We start from the raw sequence: 18,321 nt of genomic DNA on the forward strand, positions 1-18,321 counted from the left end.
TTTTATTGAGAAAATATATATATGCATAAAAGCATATTTCCTCCTGCTCATTATCCTATACAATATTAAGTGTAACAAAAATGATTACAACTAATAAGGAGGTTTTTTCTACTATGAAAAAAATGATTTTAGCCAGTGCTTTAACTTTAGCAGGAATTACTGGCGCTACCGCTTTTATTCCTGAAACAAAAGTCGCTGCTGCCACTCAAGAACAAAGTTTTACAAAATTTTATTCTTTACAAACTGGAAGTAGTTCTGAACAAGAACCTATTTTCCTTCAAAAAGGACAGGAACTAACAATTCAACCTAACAGTAAAACTCCTAGTTACAGTGTTTATGACTCAAGTCATAACCTTATTGGGCGCTATTCTGATGGTTACGGCCGAATTTTCACTGCAAAAACAGATGGAAATATGTATGTTCAATTTCATGCACCTTTCGTTTACTATAGTCCTGTTAGCTTTTCCGTTACGTATACAATCCAATAAAGTGAAACTTTAATCAGTGGGGGTTTTCTTCATCCACCACTGATTATTAGTTGAACCAATCGGACTTTTATGAGCAGCCCGACCCCCACCTAAATTCTTTGCTTTCGCTGAATTTTGAGGTGGGGGTCTTACTGCCCATTAAAGCGGGATAAAATAAAGGGCCTTTCTCAAGGCCCTTTATTTTATTTCCCAATTCACTTTTACAAAACCATCTTTCACCAATACACCACTTATATTAAATACATACTTTTCATTTGCCTTTAAGGTAGCTTTGAAAGTACCTTTTTTCGATTCACAGATCTCTTTTAACTCTCTTATACCTTTTCCTTGTCTTTCATACAAGCTAAAGCATAAATTCCCACGTTTTGCATCTGTCTCATAAAAAAATGTTACTTCTGTATCTTTTTCATACTCAAGTTCAATATCTTTCCCAGCAATATCCCATGATGAGAATTTTGCCTCATAACTGGTCTCCCCTTGCTTCTCATTTTCTAAATATATATCACCAGCTCTCCACATATCATCTAACGTTTGGACGAAAGCAAAGCCGCTCAGTAATACAAACATCGCACTTGCAAATATGACAACTAATGTTATCTTTTGTTTTTTCATAGCCCTCATCGTATGTTCTCCTTCTATTTTCTTGTTACTTCTTCGTATCATATATAACAAAACTCCAATAAAAAATGGAAATACAATCGCTATAACACTCCACCACTTACTTATCCCACTCGTTTTCGCATCTGTATACACCCATGATGCTACACATACTAAAAGTGCTATAAAAGTTAAATGCATTGCAATCCCAGCTATCTCAAATACTACAAATGGATTAGCGAACTCTATCATGTAATTTATACTCCTTCTTTAAAAATGACTGTATGACAACATATATAGGAACGTATAGATGCATCATAATCACACTTGCTATCAACATAGGGACTTTATGATTCAAATGAGTGACAAACTGCTCCATAACAATTGTTAATAAAATAATCCAAATCGCATGAATACAAATAACCCATCTCTTCTCTAATTTTCGAGCATTTCGTACGCTCTGTTTCGTATTATTTATCAGCTCTTCGCTTGGAATCATGTCTTCAGCTAAGCTGCTCCTTATCTTCTGATCAAACTTATCTTCCGTCATAAACGAACCCCTCCAAATGTTCCCGCATTTGCTTCTTCGCATAATTAAGGCGGTATTTCACCGTACCAATCGGTATATTTAATATTTCGCTCATTTCTTTATAAGAGTATTGTTCATAATAGTAGAGTACGAGCACGGTTTTATATTTTTCATTCAATAGCTGTATAACTTCCCGTATCATTTCCGCTTCCACTTTTTGAATAAATTCTTCTGATATATTCACTTCATCTGCGAAATCGATTTCTCCACCATCATCTTTATGAAACAAATCCAATACGCGATCTTTCCACCTTTTCTTCTTACGATAAAAGTCATAAAACGCACGAACACAAATTGTAGTAATCCATTTTTTATAATTTTCCACGCAAGAAAGCTGGTGCCGAGAGGAAAAAACTTTTATCCAAGTCTCTTGAAAAATATCTTCTGCATCTTCTTTCGTTTTTGCTAATTTATAGCATAAGGAATATATTTGCTGCTTATATATATCAATTAATTCTTCTGCCTTTTCTTCCATCGGAAACCTCCTGTCATTTATATAAGACGACGCAAATTCTCCTTTTGTTTGATAAAATTTTATTTTTTTATTATCTCCATACAAAAAGGCAATCACAACATCGTGTGATTGCCTTTTACTGAAAACGAAAAATCGGTTAGAATACTCGGTGGCTTCGCGCCTTCCTATTCTGAACGAGCCGCTTCCGCTTTTTTTTATTACATTTTTTCTGGTGCAGATACTCCTACGATTGCTAATGAGTTTTGAAGTGTAGTGCGTACTGCTTTCATTAACTCATAGCGAGCTTTACTTAATTCTAAGTTATCTTGGTTTAATACTTTTTCTGCATTGTAGAAGCTGTGTAATGCTGCTGCTAATTCAAATGCGTAGCTTGTAATGCGGTGTGGCAAACGTTTTTGCGCTGCATCCGCAACTACAGCTGGGAATTCACCAAGTTTTTTCAGTAACTCTACTTCTTTCTCAGAAGTAACAAGTTTGTAGTTCACATCTCCACCTGCAGCTAGTCCTAACTCTTCACCTTGACGAAGGATACTGCATACGCGAGCATGAGCATACTGTGCATAGTATACTGGGTTTTCATTAGATTTTGATACAGCTAAGTCCATATCAAAGTCTAAATGAGAATCACCGCTACGCATTGCGAAGAAGTAACGCATTGCGTCCACGCCTACTTCTTCCATAAGCTCACGAAGTGTAACTGCTTTACCTGTACGCTTACTCATCTTCATTTTTTCACCATTTTGGTACAGTTGTACCATTTGGATGATTTCTACTTCAAGTGTTTCTTTATCGTAACCTAGCGCTTGAATAGCAGCTTTCATACGAGGAATGTAACCGTGGTGGTCAGCACCCCAAATGTTGATTAACTTATCGAAACCACGCTCTAATTTATCACGATGGTAAGCGATATCTGGCGTTAAGTATGTGTAAGAACCGTCGTTTTTAATTAATACACGGTTTTTGTCGTCACCGTAAGTCATAGAACGGAACCAAGTTGCACCGCCTTCTTCAAAGATCTCGTCACGCTCTTTTAATACTGCAAGTGCAGCATCGATTTTTCCGTTTTTGTATAATGATGTTTCTGAGAACCATACATCAAACTTAACACGGAAGCTTTCTAAGTCTTTTTGAAGTTTTGCTAACTCATATTTTAAACCGTATGAACGATAGAACTCATAGCTTTCTTCAGCATCAGCTTTTGCATAACGATCGCCAAACTCTTCAGCTAAACGCTTACCGATTCCAATGATGTCCGCACCATGGTATCCGTCTTCTGGCATTTCTTTCTCTAGGCCTAAAGCTTGCATGTAACGAGCTTCAACAGAAAGAGCTAAGTTATGAATTTGGTTACCAGCGTCATTAATGTAGTACTCACGAGATACATCGTATCCTGCTTTTGCTAATACGTTACATAAAGTGTCACCTACTGCCGCACCACGTGCATGTCCTAAGTGAAGGTCACCTGTTGGGTTCGCAGATACGAACTCAATTTGTACTTTTTCACCTTTACCAGTATTCGTTTCACCGTAAGCTTCGCCAGCGTTAACGATTGTTGGGATTAAGTCTGTTAAGTAGCTATTATCCATGTAGAAGTTAATGAAACCAGGTCCTGCGATTTCAATTTTTTCAATAGAAGCTTTTGCTTTATCGAAGTTTGCAACTAATTCTTCTGCAATCATACGAGGTGCTTTTTTCGCAACGCGTGCAAGTTGCATTGCCATATTTGTAGAGAAGTCACCATTTGTTTTATCTTTTGGAGATTCTAATACAACGTTTGGAATCTGTTCTTCTGTCGCTAATTCTGCCTTTAATACAGCAGCTTGAATTTCTTCTTTAATCAATCCTTTTACTTGTTCTAAAGAATTCATTATTTTGCCTCCTTCAAATTAAGTGTAATTGTATATCTGCCAGCTTCTTGTTCACTTAGAAGCAATGCGTACGTTAAGAAGAGTTGTCCCTTTTTCTTTTCATCCGACCATTTAAAAAGAACGTTATCAGTTTTCGTTTGCAATGCAAACGTACCAAGTTCACTCGTATACGTACCAGTTGTCCATTCACCTTTCACATGCGTTTGACGCATTGAAACAGCACCTGAACGCATAATGAGAACTTGTTCATCTTGAATTTTAATAATTGTTTTCACTTCGCCCTGTTCGTTCGGCTCTTGGAATGTTACATATGTACCTTGACCTTTTACATAGTATTGACCATTTGCTTCAAAAGCAACGGTTTCCTTCCTCGCCCCTTCACGGATTTCTGTTACGAAATGAACGTGTACCGGCAAGCCTGCAAGTTGTTTCTCCACGTCTTGCACACCTTTCAAATGTTATAGATATTAAATACTACTTATAATAAATCACTTTTCCTATCATATCAAAAAAAACCTCTGTCTGTCTGCTGAAAAATCAGGAAAACTCCATTTCAAAAAATAATTCACTTTCACTTTATTTCATATGATAAAATATTTTTTAAATCTAAATATTCTTTCATTCGAAGAGGTGAGTTATATGCTACCGACAAAATTAAAAAAGGGTGATGAAATTAGAGTTATTTCACCATCTTGTAGCTTAAGTATTGTCTCAACTGAAAACAGAAAGCTTGCTGTAAAAAGATTAACTGACATGGGCTTTCAAGTTACATTCTCAACATATGCTGATGAGATAGATCGCTTTGCTTCCTCTTCTATTTCTTCACGTGTTCAAGATCTTCATGAAGCATTTAGAGACCCTAATGTAAAAGCCATTTTGACAACACTTGGCGGATACAACTCTAATGGTTTATTGAAACATCTCGATTATGATTTAATTCGAGAAAACTCGAAATTTTTCTGTGGCTATTCTGATATTACCGCTTTAAATAATGCAATTTACACAAAAACAGGACTTATTACATATTCAGGACCCCATTTCTCTTCATTTGGAATGGAGAAAGGTCTCGAATATACGACTGATTACTTTTTACAATGCTTAACTTCTAATAAGCCCATTGAAGTCCTGCCATCTGAAACGTGGAGCGATGATTCTTGGTATATAGATCAGGAAAATCGAGAATTCATTACAAATGAAGGTTATATTTCGATTCATGAAGGCGAAGCAACTGGAGAGATTATCGGTGGTAATATGAGCACATTGAATTTACTACAAGGTACACCATATATGCCAAACTTACAGGGGAAAATATTATTTCTTGAGGAGGATAGTTTAACTGGAAAAGCTACCCTTAACACTTTTGATCGTTATTTACATTCTCTTATGCAGCAACCTGACTTTGAACATGTAAAAGGCATCGTTATAGGAAAGATGCAAAAAGGTGCAGAATGTACGATAGAAGACATTCAAGAAATGATTGCTTCAAAGCCTGAACTTACACACATACCTATCATTGCAAATGCAAGTTTCGGGCATACAACCCCGATTTTCACTTTCCCAATTGGTGGACGTGCAAAAATCTTTTCTAATAAAGAGAATTCAGCTATCACCATTTTAACGCACTAAAAAAGGAGCGAACGATTCGCTCCTTTTACGGTTTTTCTATTTTTTCCAACGCTTTTTGCGGAATTGATTCTTTTGGGATTTCAGCCCATCCTTTTCCTTGCATACCTTTTGCATAAATTTTTATAAACGCCCCCGTATGCAATTCACGGTTCATCATTCTTTTCACAACTTGTAACTTTCCGTCTTCTGTATACCCTTTAAATGTATACAAGTATTCACCGTCTTTTTTCTCACCTTTATTTATAACCGCATAATAATCTTGTATTTCTTTATTTGAAAAGAAGTTGTCTACAAAAGCATGCACACCTTCTGTTTTCGTGTTTAAATAGTACGCTGTTCCACCTAAAATAATGGCGAATACAGCTAAAACTTTAATTACCAATTTCATACATGCGCCTCCTGTTTGCACTTCTTTCTCACTAATCTTATGTCTATACCTGTATTATACGGAAAAAGGCATACTATACTCTATTGAAAAGTCTTACACTTTCCTTACATTATTGTAAGGGTTTTTCAACTTATAGCAATTTCCCAATAAAAAATTTTTCCGTTTCATGAACTTTTATATTATTATTGAATGATACAAATTTTTATTACAAAAATCAAAGGAGACAGTTTTCAAATGGCTATCTTGCAAGGTTTAGCACTATTACTTGTTGTACTTTGTCTATTTACACTTTTTAGTTACCGTGCTCCTTACGGAATGAAAGCAATGGGTGCTTTAGCTAATGCAGCAATCGCAAGTTTTCTTATTGAAGCATTTCACCGTTATATCGGTGGAGAGATGTTTCATAATGACTTTTTACAATCAGTAGGAGAAGCTTCTGGTAGTATGAGCGGTGTCGCAGCGGCAATTTTAGTCGCACTAGCAATCGGTGTTTCACCCGTATATGCTGTTTTAATCGGTATCGCTACTAGCGGATTCGGTATTTTACCAGGATTTTTCGCTGGATACGTTTGCGCTTTCGTCGTGAAATTTCTCGAAAAGAAATTACCGGCTGGTGTAGAGTTTTTAGCAATTTTATTTATTGCCGCACCAATCTCACGCGGAATGGCCATGCTTATGGATCCGCTCGTGAACGCAACGCTCGGTAAAATCGGTTCTATGATTTCAGTTGCAACTACAGAAAGTCCTATCATTATGGGTATTATGCTTGGTGGATTAATAACAGTTATTTCTACCTCTCCATTAAGTTCTATGGCACTAACTGCAATGCTAGGATTAACAGGTTTACCAATGGCAATTGGTAGTCTTGCCGTAGCAGCCTCAGCCCCAATGAACTTTATTTTCTTTAAACGACTAAAAATTTGTTCAAAGAAAGACACAATCGCTGTAGCAATCGAGCCTTTAACACAAGCCGATGTTGTTTCAGCAAATCCAATTCCAATTTATGCGACAAACTTCGTTGGCGGTGCCCTTGCTGGTATTATTACATCTCTGTTCCAGCTCGTTAATAATGCGCCAGGAACAGCATCACCAATTCCAGGGCTTCTTGTCTTATTCGGATTTAATGACGTTGTAAAAGTAACAATTGCTGCTGTATTATGTGGAATCGTTACCACTATTGTTGGATACATCGGATCAATCGTATTCCGCAAATATCCAATTCGTTCTGCTGATGAAATTCGCGGCATTACTTCGGAAGAAAAAGTTGCATAAGAAAAAGAGCTATTCTCATTGTTTGAGAATAGCTCTTTTTCTTGTCGTCTGACGGTAAATGAAATTATATTAGCGATTTTTCAAATATATCGGCGTAACTCGAATTATATCAGCGATTTTTTTAATATATCGACCGTAACTCGAATTATATCGGCGATTTTTTTAATATATCGACTTACCGACACATAACACAAAATAAGAGCCCCCTATTCATATAGGAGGCTTTTATTTTATCTAGCTACAGCAGCTAGAATCTCCGCTTTTACTTCACCCAACCGAGCAGCATTTCCCGCACGAATTTGCTTGCTGCGACTGGTGTTTGATCACTATGGTCGTAGACAGGAGCTACTTCTACTAAGTCTGCTCCAACTACATTTATATTTGAATTTGCAATTGCCACGATGGAATCTAATAATTCTTTAGATGTGATACCTCCAGCTTCTAACGTTCCTGTTCCTGGAGCGTGAGCTGGGTCTAATACGTCAATGTCGATTGTGACATAAACTGGGCGTCCTGCAAGTTTCGGTAATACTTCTTTTAACGGTTCTAATACGTCAAATTTATATAAGTTCATACCTACTTCTTTTGCCCATTCGAATTCTTCCTTCATTCCAGAACGAATACCGAAAGAATATACGTTTTCCGGACCAATTAAATCGCACACTTTACGAATAGGTGTAGAGTGGGATAAAGGCTCCCCTTCATACGATTCACGTAAATCAGTATGGGCATCCATATGGATGATTGCTAAATCCGGATATTTTTTTGCCATTGCCTTAAAAATTGGCCAAGACACTAAGTGCTCACCGCCGAGACCTAGTGGAAACTTATCGGCATCTAAAAGTTTTGATACATACTCTTCAATCATGTCTATGCTACGCTGTGGATTTCCAAATGGTAATGGAATATCACCCGCATCAAAATATTTTACCTCTTCTAGTTCACGATCTAAATATGGGCTATATTCTTCAAGACCGATTGACACTTCACGAATACGTGCAGGGCCAAAACGAGAACCTGGACGGTAGCTTACTGTCCAATCCATTGGCATCCCGTAAATAACTGCCTCTGACTCTTCAAAACTTGGATGACTTTTAATAAATACTTTACCTGAATAAGCTTCATCAAAACGCATACTCTTTTCCTCCTTGTGTGGAACTTAAGGTATCCCAACCTTTCATTATTTCTCAAATTTGGAGCCTATAACTCCTCTTTCTCGATTTACCTGTGCCTTCTTCTTACAAGAAGACTACTTCATTTGTAGCAGTGTAAGTAACTAGCATGTTCAAGCCTTCTAGACAAACACCTTAAATGAGTCACTTACACTTTATTTATTTCAATTTAACGCTCTTACTTAATTAAATCGCCAACAAATTTCGGTAATGCGAATGCTGCATTGTGTAATTCTTTTGTGTAGTATTTCGTTTCAATTTCGTGGAAACGCTCTTCACTCACTTCTAATGGATCATGTTTTTTAGATCCAATTGTGAACGTCCAAAGACCACTTGGGTAAGTTGGAATATTCGCTGTGTATAAACGAGTAATTGGGAAGATCTCCTTTACGTCTTTAAACACAGTTGTAATTAGTTCTGGTGTGAACCAAGGGTTGTCCGTTTGTGCAACGAAAATACCATCTTCTTTTAATGCTTTAGAGATTCCAGCGTAGAAGCCTTTTGTAAATAGGTTTACTGCTGGTCCTACTGGCTCAGTAGAATCTACCATAATTACGTCATATTCATTTTCGCTTTCTGCGATGTGTAGGAAACCGTCTCCTACTTTTACTTCTACGCGCTCATTATCTAGTGCGCCTGCAATTGATGGTAAGTATTGTTTAGAGTACTCAATTACTTTTCCATCGATTTCAACAAGAGTTGCTTTCTTTACGCTTGGGTGTTTTAATACTTCACGAATAACACCGCCATCGCCACCACCTACAACTAATACGTTTTCAGGGTTTGGATGTGTAAATAAAGGTACGTGCGCTACCATTTCATGATAAACGAACTCATCTTTTTCTGTTGTCATAACCATGCCATCTAAAATAAGCATGTTTCCGAACTCTTCCGTTTCAACCATATCAAGTTTTTGGAATTCTGTTTGCTCCGTATGTAATGTGCGGTTAATACGCGCCGTAATCCCAAAATGTTTTGTTTGTTTTTCAGTGAACCATAGTTCCATCGTACAATCACGCCTTTCAATGCAAATTTATAATAGGGACATCATTAATGTCCCCTAACAAAAATAAAACAAAACATCCAAAAAGTATAGTTAAAAGTACAAAAATACCGAAAATATATTTTAGTCAGAGGGTTCTAACATATGTACGAAAAGGGATTGCTCTGTAATAGGAAAGAAAACCCTTTCTTAAGAAAGGGCTTTTGTCTCTATTTCTACCGGCTTTCGAACCGGAATTAAAATCATTACACAACCGACTGACACAACAATTCCACCGACTAAAAACGGACTTTGCGGTGAAACAGTGTGGCCAATGATTCCTGATAAGATTGGAGCAATTGCGCCACCTAACCAACGAACGAAGTTATAAACACCTGATGTAACAGATCTTTCATAAGGTGAAATATCCATTACATAACTTGTAAATAATGCATTATTTAATCCAGATGCTAATCCCGATAGAACAATTAATACAATTTGTAACCACATAACTTTCACGAAGAATAGTGCGATTAAGAAAAGCGCAAATACGAGTAAACTACCTTTCAACAATGCTTTCGGTTCATATTTCCCTTCTAGCTTATGGGCCAAAATTGCAGAACCGTAAGCTAACGCTAATCCCCATCCGCAAAATACAAACCCTAATTGAATAGCAGATAAATGCATAATAAGTGGTGAATATGCTAGCACAACGAAAAATCCGTAGTAGTATAACATTCCTGAAATCGCACCTTGCATAAACGGTTTATATTTCACCAGGTTAAGTAATTCCCCTACGCCTGCCGCTTTACGTTTCACTTTTCGCTCCGGTTCTTTTACAAAAAAGAAAACTAAAATAAATGCTAAGAAAATTAAAATACTCGTCGCAAAAAATGGGTAACGCCAAGAATGTCCACCTAATATCCCGCCTAATAACGGTCCGCCTGCCATCCCTAAACCGATAGCTGCTTCATATAGTCCTACTGCTTCATGAACTTCTTTACTTAATGCAATCAATAATGTCATCGCCGTTGCGAAGAACATCGCATTTCCTAATCCCCACCCCGCGCGGAAAATAGATAATTGGGCAATCGTTTGCGATATACCGCATATAAACGCAAATACAGTTACAATCGCAAGACCGATCGTCATCATTCGTTTATCACCAAATCTTGATGCGAATATTCCAGCTGGTAACATCATAATTGCCATCGTTAAAATATATGCTGTAAATAACATCTCTACTTGCCAATGCGATGCACCAATTTGCTCAGCAATACTTGGTAAGATTGGGTCGACTACCCCTATACCCGAAAAGGCAAGGAAGGTAGCCACCACTGTAATCAATCTCCCTAATTTTTGTTTGCTCTCCATTTTGATCATTCTCCTTTTGTACTCTCTAAAAATGTCGCTGCACGATGTAGGCTATCTTCGAGTTCCGCCTTTACACGCTGCATTTGCTCCATTTTCTCGTCTAGCGTTTGCACTTGTTTTTCAAGCATCTCTTTAATTTCTTGAATCACTTCGCGGTCACGAGGATTCTCACTATTTCTTCTTTGCTCCATTCTTTCTTTTAACGATAAGAAATGTTGCATTTCTTGAAGCGTAATTCCTAACACTTCTTTCGCTTCTACAATCCTTTTAATTCTGGCGATGTCCTCGTCTGTATACAGGCGAATGTTCCCCTCACTACGTTCAGGGGGATGAATTAAGCCAATTTCCTCATAATAACGAAGTGTACGTTTTGTTAAACCAACTTGCTTTGTGACTTCATCAATTTTATACATGTTTATTCCTCCCTTCACTTGATTATTACATTTTACGTTAACGTTAACTTTTGTGCAACTGTTAGACTTTTGTAAATGTTTATCCCATTCAATTGTATTTTTCCAAAAGCAGTTTCATAATGAAAGAAAAGAAACGATAAGGAGATTTCCGTATGAATAAACCTCTTATTTTCGCCCACCGCGGGGTAAAAGGAACACATCCAGAAAATACGATGATTGCTTTCCAAGAAGCAGAACGCATTGGTGCCCACGGAATTGAGCTTGATGTCCACCTATCAAAAGATGGTGAACTTGTCGTGATTCACGATGAAACAGTAGATCGCACAACAAATGGCATAGGTCTTGTTTCTGAAAAAACGGTAGCGGAATTACAAGCTTTAGATGCCGGTAGCCATAAAGACCCTTCTTTCCATGAAGCAAAAATTCCAACGTTACGCGAAGTATTCATTTGGTTATCTACGACAAATTTACAGCTCAACATTGAGTTGAAGACAGATGTTATCCACTATCCAACTATTGAAGAAAAAGCTATCGCTCTCGTTCGTGAATATCATCTATCTAATCAAATTGTATTCTCGTCATTTAACCACGACTCTGTTTCATTATTAGCAGAAATAGCTCCTGAAATCCCGAGAGCAATTTTATATGACACACCACTTGCTGATCCTATTGCTGAAGCAAAAAATAGAAACGCAACTGGTTTACACCCAAACTTTCAATTATTAACAAAAGAATTTGTCCAATTTGCACAAAATCAAGGGTACGCTTTCCGCCCTTATACAATTAACGAATACAAAGATTTACAAACTATGATTGACTACGGCGTAGATGTCATTATTACCGATTGGCCAGCGCGTGCCTTTGAGCTCCTTTCTTAATTAAAGGAGCTTTTTGTTTTCGAAATTTCATTGTTTAAAATAACCGAAAACCCTCAATACTAATACAATAATGTTTGTATTAGTATTGAGGGGCTGAAAAAGATGGATCAAACTATGAATCCGAAACTTAAAAAATATAAACGTCTTTTCTTCACCGTAATGTTTTCTTCTGTTCTTTTTTTCGTTTTTTCCTTTTTTGTTATTATTATAGTTGCAAAAATTATGGGACCTCCCCCTGTTGCTGTCCCGCAAACAAGTGTCTTTTACGCTAATGATGACACTGTTATCGGACAAAGTAATGAAATGCAAAAACGTTACAATGTATCTCTCAATGAAATCTCTCCTTATGTAAAAGAGGCGACACTATCTATCGAAGATCAACGATTCTACAAGCATCATGGCTTTGATATGAAACGTATTGCTGGTGCTATTGTTGCCGATTTAAAAGCGATGGCAAAAGTCCAAGGTGCTAGTACGATTACACAACAGTATGCTCGTAACCTATACTTAGATCATGATAAAACGTGGAAACGTAAACTATTAGAAGCAATGTACACAATCCGCCTTGAAGTGAACTATAATAAAAATCATATTTTAGAAGGATATTTAAATACAATTTATTACGGGCATGGTGCTTACGGAATCGAAGCTGCATCTCGTCTATATTTCGATAAAACAGCAAAAGAATTAACATTAGCGGAAGCTAGTATGCTCGCAGGTATCCCGAAAGGACCTAGTGTCTACTCTCCCTTTTTAAAAGAGGATCGTGCGAAAGGACGACAATCTCTCATATTAGACGAAATGGTAGAACAAGGTTACATTACGAAGAAACAAGCAACGTCAGCAAAAAAAGAGCCACTAACTTTTGCCTCATTAGATACAAAAAAAGTGGCAGAGATTGCACCTTATTTCCAAGATGCTGTACAAGCTTCTCTTCTTCGTGATATCGGATTAGATGAACAAGCCTTACAAAAGGGTGGCCTGCGTATTTATACAACACTAGACCCTAAATTACAATCTGTTGCAGATCAAGCTGTAAAAGATCACATACCTGACACAACAAACATACAAACTGCGCTCGTCTCTATGAATCCAAAAACAGGTGAAGTAGCTGCCCTTGTTGGTGGAACTGATTATAATACGAGTCAATTTAACAGGGCTACACAGGCCGCTCGACAGCCTGGATCTACGTTTAAGCCATTCCTGTATTACGCGGCATTAGAACGAGGATTCACCCCTGCTACGCGCTTAAAAAGCGAATACACTGTGTTCACTTTAGGTGACGGTGTTTCAAAGTATAAACCGAAAAACTATAAAGACTATTATGCAGACGATTTTGTAACAATGGCGCAAGCTCTTGCGGTCTCTGATAACGTATATGCCGTGAAGACCAATTTATTTTTAGGCGAAGACATTCTTACAAAAACAGCGAAGCAATTCGGTATTACTACCGCATTAAAAGATGTTCCGTCTCTCGCTCTCGGTACATCTCCTGTAAAACCAATTGAAATGGTTAACGCTTATAGCATGTTCGCAAACGGTGGAAAAGAAGTAAAACCAATGTTTATTCGCCGCATTATGGACCATGAAGGAAATATGTTATACGATGCTCATTTGGAGAGTAAGCAAGTTCTTGATAAAAGCAAAGCATTTGTGATGGAAGAAATGATGACGGGTATGTTTAATAAAAAACTAAGCAGTTATGCTGCTGTAACTGGTCAATCGATGTTATCAAAGCTATCAAGAACATATGCTGGAAAGTCTGGTTCTACTGAAACGGATAGTTGGATGATTGGATTTACTCCGCAAATTGTAACTGGTGTATGGGTTGGATACGATCAACCTAAATCAATTTCAAATGTAGCCGAACAGGGATATGCGAAAAAAATATGGACCGATACGATGGAAAAAGGCTTAGATGGACAACCTAAAAAAGAGTTTAAACAACCAAATGACGTCGTTGCAGTCGATATTAACCCTGAAAACGGAAAAATCGCTACAAAAAATTGTCCCATTTCAGTTAAAATGTATTTCGCAAAAGGTACAGAACCAACTGAATATTGTATGGATCATGTCGATGACAAAGAGGAATTTGAAAAGACAACTGACGAAAAGAAGAAAACAAGTTGGTGGAAAAAATATCTTCCTTGGTAAAAAAATAGCTGACGGGTATCCGTCAGCTATTTTTTATTCACTTAATAATGCACGGCGCAATTCTTCACTAGATTCGTTCCAAATCGCTTCATTATGTTCTTTCAAGAACGTACCAAGTACTTTTTTAGATGATTCATCCATATGGTCAACCATAATGTGACGCTTCATTGATTTATCCATTTTGTTTACATGCTCTGGAAGTGATTTATATCCGCGGCGAATTTCACGGTCAACTGTCATTTCACAAGCTGTTACACCTGCATAATAAGCACCTGTCGCCGTTCTTTCAATCGTTACCCACACAAGCCAAAATGGTTTTCCGTTTGGAACTTCATCTTTATTTGTTAAAAACTTAATACCTTTTTCGACTGTACTACGCGCATGCATTGCACCGATATCAACAAATGCTGTTTTCTCTAGTACATCGACAAATACAGGTGAAATGTTTTCTAGACTTAATGCTCCAACACCAAAACCACCATGTCCATCTGTTGAATCATTTTTCACGATATTAAAACCGATTTTTTTCTTTTTCTCTGTCATATGTAAATTCCTCCTCACTTAATGATTATAAAAGGCCAAAAATAGGCGAAATGATACTGTCTAAAAATACAAATACATATGGAATGACAACATTAAAAATGGGTTGAATTGTATAATTGCTAAGCGGTGTAATAACAAGAATTAATAACGCTATTGCTCCATACTTTTCATACTGTGTCATTTTCGCACGAATATTTGTTGGTGCTAGATCTTCCACAACTCGATACCCATCAAGTGGCGGAATTGGCAATAAGTTAAATACAAGTAATACGATATTAAGCATAATAAAAATTCGGAAGAATTGAGCCAATGTATCCGCTACTGCAAATGGAATTGAGTCTAATACGCCAAATGTTAATAGGCTATACCAAATGATTAAACCAATTGCACTTAAAATTAAGTTACTAATTGGGCCTGCAATTGAAACTAATATACCTGCAAGACGCGGCCTTTTAAAGTTATATGGGTTAACAGGAACAGGTCTTGCCCAACCAAAACCAAGAATTAATACAGCGATCATCCCAATAGGATCTAAGTGCGCCATCGGTGATAATGTTAAACGGCCTTGCTTCTTTGCTGTATCGTCTCCAAATTTATATGCAACATATGCATGCGCAAATTCATGCACTGATAACGCAATAATAATGGCCATTGCTACCAACGGAATTTGGTGCAACGGATATCTAAATAACTGATCCATGATTCATCTCCTCTTCAATCTGTCAAAAAAAGAAATTATTTGTTTTTTCGATTGTTCTTCCCCATAATCCGCTATAATAAGAGTGTAACTTACATAAAAGGAGCGATTATATATGCCATACGTAACAGTGAAAATGCTAGAAGGACGCACAGAGGAACAAAAGAAAGCTCTTGCTGAGAAAGTAACAGCAGCAGTAAGCGAAACAACTGGTGCTCCTGAAGAAAACATCGTTGTTTTCATCGAAGAAATGTCTAAAAACCATTATGCAGTTGGCGGAAAACGCTTAAGCGACAAATAATTTCAAGTTCTTTCATAAGAAGCAGCCCTTAGCTGCTTCTTATTTTTTTCCTTCTAGTAACTCGATGATTCTCTCTTTATATTTTCCTTTTCTTCCATCTTCATAGATTAAATCATGCGGATAGAATAATTTTTGATCCCTTCTCTTCTTACCAGTAATCGCCTCAACGATATCCGATTCACGTGAAAGCTCTCTAAGCTCTCCATTTGGCATAAGAAGTAAGATTGGCAGACGCTCTTCTTCTTCACCAGCACGGTAAAAGTCATACGGTAAGTCTGATGTTGAATCAACTACTAAATAGTATTCTGGATCCAGTCCAATCTTTTTGAATAAGCTACTTAATTCCATCCAATTATCTAAACCGTGCTTATCTGTAAACTCTACGTATTTAAATAGGTTTCGATTCATAAAACGGCGGCATAAGTCACTTAAAATTGGATCTTCTTCGTCTTGCCATACTTGGAAGTAATAATACATAACGTTCTCGTCTAACTTTAAATAATCCTCTACTGTTACTTCTTCTTCAAATAAAGAATAGAAATGAACCGGATGATTTTTAAATGTATAATACTTCTCGTGCAATGATTTTGCACGGTGTAAAATCTTCGTTAAAATAACTTCGGCACTGCGCGTTACCGGATGGAAATATACTTGCCAATACATTTGATAACGACTCATAATATAATGCTCAACAGCATGCATACCACTATTTTTAATGACTACTTGATTCCCATATGGACGCATGACACGTAGTATACGTTCCATATCAAAGTTTCCATACTTTACGCCAGTGAAATACGCATCTCTTAATAAATAGTCCATACGATCTGCATCAATTTGACTGGAAATCATGCTAATCGCTAATTTATTCGTAGATGTTTTGGCGATTACATCGGCTACCTTTTGCGGAAAGTCTTTATCCACACGACTTAATATGCGATTAATTTCCGTATCTCCAACGATAATCTTTTGCGTAAATTTCTCATGATCTAATGAAAATACTTTTTCAAACGAGTGAGAAAATGGGCCGTGACCGACATCATGAAGTAATGACGCACATAAACATAACAATCTATCTTCAGCATTCCAGTTCGGTCTGCCATCAAACACATCATCAATCATACGACGAATAATTTCATATACACCTAACGAATGAGTAAAGCGACTATGCTCTGCACCGTGAAATGTAAAAAATGTCGTTCCAAGCTGCTTAATACGGCGCAAGCGTTGAAATTCTTTCGTTCCGATTAAATCCCAAATAACACGATCGCGTACGTGCACATATTTATGTACCGGGTCTTTAAACACTTTTGTTTCGCTGAGTTTGTCGTTTAAATATACCACCTTCCGACATCCCCCTTTCTTTACTGCATTCTTACTATATATTATAAACGAAATAGGAAACAGAAAGAAATGAAAGACTATATTAATTGCCCTTATATAAAGAAAAAATCACTTTTACCGAAGTAAAAGTGATTTCTGTTTATACATTATTTCCCTAAAACGAATTCAGCAACTTCATCTAAGATCATTTCTTTACCTAGAGGGAAGTAACCTTTGTTTACGTCTTCGTTTTTAATTGTAAATACGTGGTTGTTTTTAACAGCGTTCATGTTTTTCCAAATTGATTCTTCTTGGAATTCTTTTAGACGTTGAGAACCGTCACCAGTTGTAAATACGAATAAGTAATCCGGGTTGTAATCGATTAAAGCTTCTTTTTGTACTTGTACTAGTGGTTTATCCGTTGGTGTACCTTTAACTGCTGGTAATTTTAAATCATTAAAGATTACGCTACCGTAACCGTAGTCACCGTATACGCGGAAAGCATTTGGATATGCAGCCATTTTCATAAATTTAGCATCGCCAGTTTTCGCAACGATTTTATCATGTAATTTGCTTGCTTTTTCATCATACTGTTTGAACCATTCTTTTGTTTCTTTCTCTTTACCGAAGATTTGACCTACTTCTTCGAATTTTGGACGCCATTGATCTAATGGAGTTTTTAACATAACTGTTGGTGCAATTTTAGATAATTGATCATAAATCTTTTCTTGACGATTGTTTACAAGAATTAAGTCTGGTTTTGCAGCAGCTACTGCTTCGATGTTAATTTTATCGCCCCAAGCAGAACCAACTGGTTTTACGTCTTTTAATTTCTTTTCAATATGTGTATCAATTTTTTCTTGCGATGTATTAGCAGTAATAATTGGTTTCATACCAAAAATTAATAATTCTTCTGTTGAACCACTAAGGTCAGCAATTTTCTTTGGATTTGCAGGGATTTTAATTTCCCCTTTTGCATGTTGTACAGTGCGCTCTTCAGTCTTCGCATCCTTCGCATCTGCTTTCTTCTCTTCTTTGTTAGAACAAGCTGCAAATAGTACAGAAGTAACAACTAGTACCATTGCTAATAACGCCATTTTAAAATTCTTCATGTTCCCACTCCTTCTAGCTGTATTTCTCTTATAAGTTACAATGAACTATAAGAAACAAGATTAACAATT

At 36.9% G+C, this 18,321-nt stretch carries 20 protein-coding genes; 6 read left to right on the forward strand and 14 right to left on the reverse strand.

The window, feature by feature from the left end:
- The first annotated feature begins 113 nt into the window (after window positions 1-113).
- On the forward strand, window positions 114-488 hold the full coding sequence (locus tag ACLBWW_RS11880; protein WP_000738236.1) for a hypothetical protein: 375 nt from the start codon (window positions 114-116) through the stop codon (window positions 486-488).
- Window positions 489-665: 177 nt separating this feature from the next.
- Here the strand turns inward: ACLBWW_RS11880 and ACLBWW_RS11885 are convergent, their stop codons facing one another.
- From ACLBWW_RS11885 to ACLBWW_RS11905, 5 genes are all read right to left on the reverse strand, one after another.
- Window positions 666-1,337 (reverse strand): anti-sigma factor, encoded by a 672-nt coding sequence (locus tag ACLBWW_RS11885; protein WP_447614048.1) that lies wholly within the window; start codon window positions 1,335-1,337, stop codon window positions 666-668.
- A complete protein-coding gene (locus tag ACLBWW_RS11890) occupies window positions 1,321-1,635 on the reverse strand; it encodes a hypothetical protein (protein WP_000133818.1) in 315 nt (104 codons plus the stop codon). The genes ACLBWW_RS11885 and ACLBWW_RS11890 overlap by 17 nt, the downstream gene beginning before the upstream one ends.
- Window positions 1,622-2,149 (reverse strand): RNA polymerase sigma factor, encoded by a 528-nt coding sequence (locus ACLBWW_RS11895; protein ID WP_048542736.1) that lies wholly within the window; start codon window positions 2,147-2,149, stop codon window positions 1,622-1,624. Before ACLBWW_RS11895 ends, ACLBWW_RS11890 begins: the two co-directional genes overlap by 14 nt.
- 197 nt (window positions 2,150-2,346) lie before the next feature.
- On the reverse strand, window positions 2,347-4,017 hold the full coding sequence (argS, locus tag ACLBWW_RS11900; RefSeq protein ID WP_001086443.1) for an arginine--tRNA ligase: 1,671 nt from the start codon (window positions 4,015-4,017) through the stop codon (window positions 2,347-2,349).
- Window positions 4,017-4,454, reverse strand: a complete 438-nt coding sequence (locus ACLBWW_RS11905) for a DUF1934 domain-containing protein (RefSeq protein WP_000414868.1) — start codon at window positions 4,452-4,454, stop codon at window positions 4,017-4,019. Before ACLBWW_RS11905 ends, argS begins: the two co-directional genes overlap by 1 nt.
- 202 nt (window positions 4,455-4,656) lie before the next feature.
- Between ACLBWW_RS11905 and ACLBWW_RS11910 the strand changes: the two genes are divergently transcribed.
- Window positions 4,657-5,643: a S66 family peptidase gene (locus ACLBWW_RS11910; RefSeq protein ID WP_048542737.1), complete on the forward strand. Its 987-nt coding sequence runs from the start codon at window positions 4,657-4,659 to the stop codon at window positions 5,641-5,643.
- Between the two features lie 25 nt (window positions 5,644-5,668).
- On the opposite strand, the gene ACLBWW_RS11915 is transcribed toward ACLBWW_RS11910, so the two are convergent.
- Entirely contained in the window at window positions 5,669-6,031 is a 363-nt protein-coding gene (locus ACLBWW_RS11915; protein WP_000779928.1) for a YxeA family protein, read from the reverse strand.
- A gap of 234 nt (window positions 6,032-6,265) precedes the next feature.
- Here ACLBWW_RS11915 and ACLBWW_RS11920 point away from each other — a divergent pair, with 234 nt between their 5' ends.
- A complete protein-coding gene (locus tag ACLBWW_RS11920) occupies window positions 6,266-7,303 on the forward strand; it encodes a PTS sugar transporter subunit IIC (protein ID WP_000996323.1) in 1,038 nt (345 codons plus the stop codon).
- 262 nt (window positions 7,304-7,565) lie between these two features.
- On the opposite strand, the gene speB is transcribed toward ACLBWW_RS11920, so the two are convergent.
- The 4 genes from speB to ACLBWW_RS11940 form a co-directional block, all read right to left on the reverse strand.
- The gene (speB, locus tag ACLBWW_RS11925; protein WP_001209823.1) at window positions 7,566-8,438 is read right to left on the reverse strand and encodes an agmatinase; all 873 of its coding nucleotides are present in this window, start codon (window positions 8,436-8,438) and stop codon (window positions 7,566-7,568) included.
- A gap of 215 nt (window positions 8,439-8,653) precedes the next feature.
- Complete coding sequence (gene speE / locus ACLBWW_RS11930; RefSeq protein ID WP_000424696.1) at window positions 8,654-9,481, reverse strand: polyamine aminopropyltransferase; 828 nt, start codon at window positions 9,479-9,481, stop codon at window positions 8,654-8,656.
- Window positions 9,482-9,667: 186 nt separating this feature from the next.
- Window positions 9,668-10,831, reverse strand: a complete 1,164-nt coding sequence (locus ACLBWW_RS11935) for an MFS transporter (protein ID WP_048542738.1) — start codon at window positions 10,829-10,831, stop codon at window positions 9,668-9,670.
- Between the two features lie 5 nt (window positions 10,832-10,836).
- A complete protein-coding gene (locus ACLBWW_RS11940) occupies window positions 10,837-11,244 on the reverse strand; it encodes a MerR family transcriptional regulator (RefSeq protein ID WP_000276564.1) in 408 nt (135 codons plus the stop codon).
- 152 nt (window positions 11,245-11,396) lie between these two features.
- On the opposite strand from ACLBWW_RS11940, the gene ACLBWW_RS11945 reads away from it, so the two are divergent.
- Together ACLBWW_RS11945 and ACLBWW_RS11950 are read left to right on the forward strand one after the other, a co-directional pair.
- Window positions 11,397-12,122, forward strand: a complete 726-nt coding sequence (locus tag ACLBWW_RS11945) for a glycerophosphodiester phosphodiesterase (RefSeq protein ID WP_001039758.1) — start codon at window positions 11,397-11,399, stop codon at window positions 12,120-12,122.
- A gap of 102 nt (window positions 12,123-12,224) precedes the next feature.
- On the forward strand, window positions 12,225-14,276 hold the full coding sequence (locus ACLBWW_RS11950) for a transglycosylase domain-containing protein (protein ID WP_447614049.1): 2,052 nt from the start codon (window positions 12,225-12,227) through the stop codon (window positions 14,274-14,276).
- Between the two features lie 33 nt (window positions 14,277-14,309).
- Here the strand turns inward: ACLBWW_RS11950 and ACLBWW_RS11955 are convergent, their stop codons facing one another.
- Together ACLBWW_RS11955 and ACLBWW_RS11960 are read right to left on the reverse strand one after the other, a co-directional pair.
- The gene (locus ACLBWW_RS11955) at window positions 14,310-14,819 is read right to left on the reverse strand and encodes a YwhD family protein (RefSeq protein WP_000136683.1); all 510 of its coding nucleotides are present in this window, start codon (window positions 14,817-14,819) and stop codon (window positions 14,310-14,312) included.
- A gap of 25 nt (window positions 14,820-14,844) precedes the next feature.
- Window positions 14,845-15,519 carry a site-2 protease family protein gene (locus ACLBWW_RS11960; RefSeq protein ID WP_000372449.1) on the reverse strand — a complete coding sequence of 225 codons (675 nt, stop codon included), beginning with the start codon at window positions 15,517-15,519 and terminating at the stop codon, window positions 14,845-14,847.
- 112 nt (window positions 15,520-15,631) lie between these two features.
- Here ACLBWW_RS11960 and ACLBWW_RS11965 point away from each other — a divergent pair, with 112 nt between their 5' ends.
- Window positions 15,632-15,817 (forward strand): 2-hydroxymuconate tautomerase, encoded by a 186-nt coding sequence (locus tag ACLBWW_RS11965; protein ID WP_001147171.1) that lies wholly within the window; start codon window positions 15,632-15,634, stop codon window positions 15,815-15,817.
- A 39-nt stretch (window positions 15,818-15,856) separates the two neighbouring features.
- Here ACLBWW_RS11965 and ACLBWW_RS11970 read toward each other — a convergent pair whose 3' ends face one another.
- Complete coding sequence (locus ACLBWW_RS11970; protein WP_000262747.1) at window positions 15,857-17,161, reverse strand: HD domain-containing protein; 1,305 nt, start codon at window positions 17,159-17,161, stop codon at window positions 15,857-15,859.
- 146 nt (window positions 17,162-17,307) lie between these two features.
- A complete protein-coding gene (locus ACLBWW_RS11975; protein ID WP_000787744.1) occupies window positions 17,308-18,252 on the reverse strand; it encodes an ABC transporter substrate-binding protein in 945 nt (314 codons plus the stop codon).
- Window positions 18,253-18,321 lie beyond the last annotated feature (69 nt).

The organism is Bacillus sp. M5A3_1b (assembly GCF_053345335.1).

Coding starts and splice junctions, on each gene's coding strand:
- ACLBWW_RS11955 (WP_000136683.1), bottom strand. CDS start 14,819: ATGACAGAGAAAAAGAAAAAAATCGGTTTTAATATCGTGAAAAATGAT.
- ACLBWW_RS11920 (WP_000996323.1), top strand. CDS start 6,266: ATGGCTATCTTGCAAGGTTTAGCACTATTACTTGTTGTACTTTGTCTA.
- ACLBWW_RS11950 (WP_447614049.1), top strand. CDS start 12,225: ATGGATCAAACTATGAATCCGAAACTTAAAAAATATAAACGTCTTTTC.
- argS (WP_001086443.1), bottom strand. CDS start 4,017: ATGAATTCTTTAGAACAAGTAAAAGGATTGATTAAAGAAGAAATTCAA.
- speB (WP_001209823.1), bottom strand. CDS start 8,438: ATGCGTTTTGATGAAGCTTATTCAGGTAAAGTATTTATTAAAAGTCAT.
- ACLBWW_RS11940 (WP_000276564.1), bottom strand. CDS start 11,244: ATGTATAAAATTGATGAAGTCACAAAGCAAGTTGGTTTAACAAAACGT.
- ACLBWW_RS11885 (WP_447614048.1), bottom strand. CDS start 1,337: ATGATAGAGTTCGCTAATCCATTTGTAGTATTTGAGATAGCTGGGATT.
- ACLBWW_RS11975 (WP_000787744.1), bottom strand. CDS start 18,252: ATGAAGAATTTTAAAATGGCGTTATTAGCAATGGTACTAGTTGTTACT.
- ACLBWW_RS11960 (WP_000372449.1), bottom strand. CDS start 15,519: ATGGATCAGTTATTTAGATATCCGTTGCACCAAATTCCGTTGGTAGCA.
- ACLBWW_RS11880 (WP_000738236.1), top strand. CDS start 114: ATGAAAAAAATGATTTTAGCCAGTGCTTTAACTTTAGCAGGAATTACT.
- speE (WP_000424696.1), bottom strand. CDS start 9,481: ATGGAACTATGGTTCACTGAAAAACAAACAAAACATTTTGGGATTACG.
- ACLBWW_RS11945 (WP_001039758.1), top strand. CDS start 11,397: ATGAATAAACCTCTTATTTTCGCCCACCGCGGGGTAAAAGGAACACAT.
- ACLBWW_RS11915 (WP_000779928.1), bottom strand. CDS start 6,031: ATGAAATTGGTAATTAAAGTTTTAGCTGTATTCGCCATTATTTTAGGT.
- ACLBWW_RS11965 (WP_001147171.1), top strand. CDS start 15,632: ATGCCATACGTAACAGTGAAAATGCTAGAAGGACGCACAGAGGAACAA.
- ACLBWW_RS11935 (WP_048542738.1), bottom strand. CDS start 10,831: ATGGAGAGCAAACAAAAATTAGGGAGATTGATTACAGTGGTGGCTACC.
- ACLBWW_RS11910 (WP_048542737.1), top strand. CDS start 4,657: ATGCTACCGACAAAATTAAAAAAGGGTGATGAAATTAGAGTTATTTCA.
- ACLBWW_RS11890 (WP_000133818.1), bottom strand. CDS start 1,635: ATGACGGAAGATAAGTTTGATCAGAAGATAAGGAGCAGCTTAGCTGAA.
- ACLBWW_RS11895 (WP_048542736.1), bottom strand. CDS start 2,149: ATGGAAGAAAAGGCAGAAGAATTAATTGATATATATAAGCAGCAAATA.